The organism is Moorena sp. SIO3H5 (assembly GCF_010692395.1).
Lineage (GTDB): Bacteria > Cyanobacteriota > Cyanobacteriia > Cyanobacteriales > Coleofasciculaceae > Moorena.
The window spans coordinates 1-6,402 of sequence record NZ_JAAHHS010000421.1; the positions used below are offsets into that span (position 1 = coordinate 1).

Genomic DNA, 6,402 nt, shown 5'->3' on the forward strand with positions numbered 1-6,402 from the left:
TCAGCCTTGGTATAGCCCGCCCCGTAACGCACCACCGGGTCAAACTATATCCTAAGCTCTACACCCTATTTAAAATAATAATTCGCCCCAGTTTTCGGTAAATTATTATCGAAAAATTCCCTACTCCCTACTCCCTACTCCCTACTCCCTTTTTTTAAAATAAAGAGAAAAATTATGTCAATTAAAGTCTACGGTATCCCCAACTGCGGCACTTGTAAAAAAGCATTTAAATGGCTCCAAGATAACAGTGTTGAGTATGATTTTATTAACACAAAAGAGCATCCACCAACTGCTGATATGATTAGCAGCTGGGTAGAAGCGTTGGGCTCTAAACCCATGCGTAATACTTCTGGTAAATCCTATCGTGAAATAGGTGAAGAAAAAAAGACTTGGAGCGATGAACAGTGGGTTGAAGCCTTTGCCAAAGATGCGATGCTGCTGAAACGACCTCTATTTGTGAAGGATGGCACAGCGGTATTGGTAGGGTTTAGAGCAAATGAAGAGACGATACGAGAGAAATTGGGACTATAGCATTTTTAACCTTGAGAAAGGCAAGAGGCAAGAGGCAAGAGGCAAGAGGCAAGAGGCAAGAGGCAAGAAAGGATATATAGTTATCTGACTCCCCATCTCCGGACTCCCGACTCCCTGCTATAAAATAAACAACATTCTAAACTATCTAGCCCAAGGTTCAATGAGTAAAGAAACAGATATAGTTGTAATTGGCAGTGGGATTGGTGGTTTATGCTGCGCCTCTCTTCTAGCTCGCTACGGTTTTAACGTTACAGTCTGCGAGAGCCACTCAATCCCTGGTGGTGCTGCTCACGCTTTTGAGCGCAATGGATTCAAATTTGACTCCGGTCCGTCTCTTTACTCAGGTTTGTCTTACAGCCCTTCTTCCAATCCTCTGCGACAACTGCTAGATGCCATCGGTGAGGATTTAACATGGGAAAACTACAATACATGGGGTTGCCGTTTGCCTGAAGGTGACTTTGACACATCCGTTGGTGCGGATCAGTTTTGTGAGGTTCTAGCCAGGCTTCGTGGTAATGATGCTGTAACCGAATGGCGTGAGCTTCAGCGGGTGATGGAACCCCTAGCTAAGGCTGCGATCGCAATTCCCCTCGCTGGCATCCGTTTTGATCTTGGCGCAGTGGTCACCCTCAGCCGATTTGCCCCCTCTTTCTTACGCTATGCTGGGGATTCTATCAAGCTCAGAGGACCCTTTAGCCAGATTATGGACGGTGTTCTCAAAGACAACTTTAGCCGTAATTGGCTGGAATTGCTTTGTTTTCTATTATCCGGACTACCAGCGGATGGAACCATTGCGGCAGAGATGGCCTTTATGTTTGCGGAATGGTATCGACCAGAGGTAGTGCTAGACTACCCAATTGGTGGTAGTGGTGCCCTAGTTGATGCCCTGGTGCGGGGATTGGAAAAACATGGCGGTCAGTTGATAGTTAATGCTCATGTTGAAGAAGTGATAGTCGAGCACAACCGTGCCGTAGGTGTGCGTCTGCGGGGCAGCAAAGAAATCCGAGCCCGTAAAGCAGTAGTGTCTAATATCTCAATATGGGATACCCTCAAACTACTGCCAGATTCAGCAATACCAAAATCTTATCGAGCCAAGAGAAACGCCACCCCTGAGTGTGACAGCTTCATGCATCTCCACTTAGGCATTGACGCAGAAGGACTACAAAAAGACCTAGCCTGCCACTACATTATCGTTAATGACTGGGAAAAGGGTGTTACTGCTCCCCAGAATATAGTAGTGCTATCGATTCCATCCCTTCTAGACCCATCCCTAGCACCACCAGGAAAACACGTGATTCACGTTTATACTCCAGGTAACGAACCCTATGAACTCTGGCAAGGCATGAGTCGTAACAGTGAAGCCTATGCACAACAAAAGCAGGTGCGTGCAGAAATCATGTGGAAAGGATTGGAACGGATCATTCCAGACATTCGTTCCCGTTGTGAGGTCACTCTAGTCGGTACACCGCTCACCCACGAACGCTTTCTGCGCCGTCACCGAGGTTCCTACGGTCCAGCGATTCGAGCCGGAGTTGGCATCTTTCCTGGTCCTGGCACACCCCTACCTGGACTAATGTGCTGTGGAGACTCAACCTTTCCCGGTATTGGCTTACCAGCCGTTGCCGCCAGCGGGATGATTACTGCCAATACCCTTGTACCGGTTTCAAAGCATTTGGAAATGCTGAAAACGATTGGGTTATGACCCAGATTGGTCACCCTAAAGTTTAACCCTAGGCATTATAGGGAACAGGGAACAGGGAACAGGGAACAGGGGGAACAGTGTGGGGAGAGGGGGTAGTGTGGGGAGAGGGAGGAGAGGGAAGAATTAGTTTGAGATTAATTTAGTATTTTTAAATACTTTTTTTCTCATTGTCTTGATGTATGATTTAATTTTATTTACCATCTTCCCATCTCCCCATCTCCCCATCTCCCCATCTCCCCATCTCCCCACACCTCCCACACCTCCCGACTCCCGACTCCCGATTCCCGATTCCCGACTCCCGACTCCCGATTCCCGATTCCCGACTCCCGATTCCCTACTCCCTACTCCCTACTCCCTACTCCCTACTCCCTATTTAAGGGTCACCAACTAACAAGAAAGCCGCCCAAAAATAGGGATGGGTAAAGTTTTGTTGTCTAAATTCTGACAATTCTGAAGATAAAGCAATTTTATTGCCAGAGCTATATAAGTAATCATTCTCGATCCGGACATTGCCTCGAATCATGGCCAACTGTGCCTGTCGCAAGGCTTCAGTTTTACTGGGTGTCTTTTTCAACTGACGGTAAAACTCAGTAGTCAGCCCCATAGCCCCTTGGTCACTGACAGACCAAAGGGTTGCTAGAGTGGAATCAACCCCTGCCTGAAACGCTGATCCAGCAAAACCTAACTCTGCTTCCCGATTTCCCAAAGCGGTTTGGCAAGCGCTGAGTACTAACAACTCTACCGATGGCTCAGAAAATAGATTTTCCAGTTCATCGAGCCCCAGTTTTCTGTCCCACATTTGAATGTAAGAATTCTCAGGAGCTCCTCGATTAAACTGAGCATGGGTAGCTAAGTGAATGATGCCAAATTTCCGTTTTTTTCGTTGAGCCTTTAAATTTTCCAGAGTGAAGCTTTCGTTTATAAAATAGTCACCTTTCCACAGTTTGTTGTCGATAATTGTTTCTAACTCGACTTTTACCCAAGGCAAATCTTGTTTATCAGAAAATTGGGAGGCTCCCATCGCCAGCAGTCGCAAGGATTGAACATTGGTAAACCGAGAATAAGTCAAACTAAGACTAGGCACCAGGCTGACACTATAATTTTCTACTAGATAGTTCTTTTGATCGTGCAAAGCAGCCAGAGGTAGGGAGCGCAATCCCTGATCCATAGCAAATATCAGGCTCTCGATATTATTAGCTTTTAACTCAGCCTCCAACGGTCCTATCAGCCATTGGTAAAGTTGCTGAGCTGGTTTGAGATGATCCTTATCATCCAAGCTTCGATTTATCAGTGTTCGATGAAAAGTCTTGGTTACACCTAGGACTTCAGCACGATTTGCGTTATAGACTCGCCGCAAAACTGGATTACCGTCTGCTGTGATCAGCAACAGTTCTAGTTGGTCATTGCTTTGTTGTAAGCACTTTTCCGGTTCTGAAGGTAGATCAGAGGGTCGGTAACCAAATCGTCGGTCAATTTCGGCTGCTGGAATTGCCGGAGTTTGGCATCGCGTTCCTGGCAATGTAACGGAGTTTTGGACAAAACTGACGTAAATAACCCCAGTCTTGAGACCAGTCTCCCGCTCAAGCTCACGAGTGCGATCGCGTACATCATTCTGAGTATAGATTTTGGTTTTTAGCGATCGCGTAAAGTATGTCTGATATTCTTCTGTGAAGGCTTTTTCTATCCCATACACTAGGTCACTTTTAACAGTCGCCTCTAGTGTGATTGGTTGTTCTACCGATGGTGGAACCTCTGGCGGTGTTATTGATGAGTTATCCGGTGTGGGGATTGTTGAGTCTACCTGTTGTGAAACTGTGACATCATCCAGTCGTAAAACCGTTACATCATCAGTTCGTAGGACTGTTAAATCATTCGGTAGTCTATCTGTAGCAGTGTCACCATCGGTTGCTGTATCTGTACCAGTGCCACCATCGGTTGCTATATCTGTACCAGTGCCACCATCGGTTGCTATATCTGTACCAGTGCCACCATCGGTTGCTATATCTGTACCAGTGCCACCATCGGTTGCTGTATCTGTACCAGTGCCACCATCGGTTGCTGTATCTGTACCAGTGTCACCATCAGTTACTGTACCGGTGCCAGTATCACCATCAGTTACTGTACCGGTGCCAGTGTCACCATCAGTTACTGTACCGGTGCCAGTGTCACCATCAGTTACTGTACCGGTGCCAGTGTCACCATCGGTTACTGTACCGCTACCACCATCGGTTACTGTACCGGTGCCAGTGTCACCATCAGTTACTGTACCGGTGCCAGTGTCACCATCGGTTACTGTACCGCTACCACCATCGGTTCCTGTACCTGTATCGGTGTCACCATCAGTTACTGTACCGGTGCCAGTGTCACCATCGGTTACTGTACCGCTACCACCATCGCTTCCTGTACCGGTGCCAGTGTCACCATCAGTTACTGTACCGGTGCCAGTGCCACCATCCGTTGCTGTATCTGTACCAGTGCCACCATCGGTTGCTGTATCTGTACCAGTGTCACCATCGGTTGCTGTATCTGTACCAGTGTCACCATCGGTTACTGTACCTGTACCGGTATCACCATCAGTTACTGTATCGGTACCTGTACCAGTATCAGCATCTGTACCTGTACCGGTATCACCATCAGTTACTGTATCGGTACCTGTACCAGTATCACCATCAGTTACTGTACCTGTACCAGTATCACCATCAGTTACTGTACCTGTACCTGTACCAGTATCACCATCTGTATCGGTACCAGTGTCACCATCGGTTCCTGTACCTGTATCGGTGCCACCATCCGGTAGATTTTCTGGATTAATACTAATCTCTCCCGGTGTACCTGTGACAGCATCTAACCGTGAGCTAGATTCTATTTGTGCTTCTATTGCTTCTACATCAGCTTGACTAGTAATATCAGGAGCAAAGACTATGATATCACCACCATTGCCACCCCTCTGAGCTTGTGTGTTGATCTCAATATTCTCAAAGTTAACATTGTTTGAATCTGGAACATTAAACGTTATGTTACCAGAATCACCACCGTTTGATGCCTCGGTGATAATTGTAAGAGTCTCACCATTTACCTGAATGCTTCCCTGTCTAGTTTCCAAGGTTACATCACCAGAATTATTACCCCCTATTTCTGTGGTCCTGATCGTGGTAACAATCAAACCATCATTATTACGGAATATAATGTCGTCTTGAGCTGATAAGATTACAGGTCCAGCATCACTCTGATCAGAACTTGTATCGATATTACCAATAGTGATACTTCCTTGAGATGAATTCTGTTCGAGATTAGAGAATTCTGTGCCCTCTACCGTAACTGATTGATTAGGATCAAAATTAACTGAATTACTCAATTGATCCTCACTCAAACCTGCTCGCAAAATCAGAGAGCGGCGTTGGGTCAAATTATCAAAATCTGGATCTGAACTGGGAATCGAGCCAGTGGTGTCTGGCTGGGTAATCCTGATATTTCCCCCCTCAATACTTCCAGTAGATTCTACTTTCAGAGAAGCTCCTGTATAGTTGCCAAAGATGACATCGCCCCTAGAGATAATAATCGGGTCATAAAAGCTCAGAAAATTACCTGGTTTACCGGATAAATTGAGAATCGAGAAACTACCACCACTACCAAAGTGAGCATCTCCGGAAATAATTCCATCACTAACTAAACTGAGATTACCGCCACTCTGAAAGGGTGTCTTAGGATGATTCAGTGCCAGAATATCAATGCCTAAATCCCCCTGAATGTAGAGGTCTCCTCCCGCTATAGCATTGAAGGGATTATCGAGTGTGTCCCTTACCACCACTTTATTCTGGGCCAGTAGGTTTAAGTCTTCCGTGGTAGACAACTGGCTTTCTACTAGAGTCAGATTGTTGTTGGCGGATAGGATTGCAGTTTGTGCCGTTACTTCTTTAGCCGCTACATCTCCAGACTCTAAAGTGATGTCTGAATCCTGCAAGGTCACAGTGCCATCACCATTATCCTTGTATTCTGTGGCATGACCGACATCAGCGCCAGTTAAAAGTTCAGGCAATTGGACAGGTGTCAAGGATTGTTGGTCAGTGAGTAGGGGGTGAATTTCCAAATTCAGCAAGTGCCCCTCTTGGGTAATTTTCACTAAACTTTCCCCTGGTACAGCAGCTACGGTAATTTTTCCGTCTTGTGCT

4 protein-coding genes are annotated in these 6,402 nt (G+C 46.3%); 3 read left to right on the forward strand and 1 reads right to left on the reverse strand.

Annotation, left to right across the window (positions count from 1 at the left end; genetic code table 11):
* Positions 1–174: 174 nt before the first annotated feature.
* The 3 genes from F6K52_RS30080 (at position 175) to F6K52_RS30090 (ending at position 2,624) form a co-directional block, all read left to right on the forward strand.
* Positions 175–531, forward strand: a complete 357-nt coding sequence (locus tag F6K52_RS30080) for a Spx/MgsR family RNA polymerase-binding regulatory protein (RefSeq protein ID WP_293087452.1) — start codon at positions 175–177, stop codon at positions 529–531.
* 160 nt (positions 532–691) lie between these two features.
* A complete protein-coding gene (locus F6K52_RS30085; protein WP_293087457.1) occupies positions 692–2,233 on the forward strand; it encodes an NAD(P)/FAD-dependent oxidoreductase in 1,542 nt (513 codons plus the stop codon).
* Positions 2,234–2,408: 175 nt separating this feature from the next.
* Positions 2,409–2,624, forward strand: a complete 216-nt coding sequence (locus F6K52_RS30090) for a hypothetical protein (protein ID WP_293087462.1) — start codon at positions 2,409–2,411, stop codon at positions 2,622–2,624.
* Here F6K52_RS30090 and F6K52_RS30095 read toward each other — a convergent pair.
* The coding region (locus F6K52_RS30095; protein WP_293087467.1) for a CHAT domain-containing protein at positions 2,607–6,402 on the reverse strand (3,796 nt) is incomplete at its 5' end. The two genes, F6K52_RS30090 and F6K52_RS30095, sit on opposite strands and share 18 nt — an antisense overlap.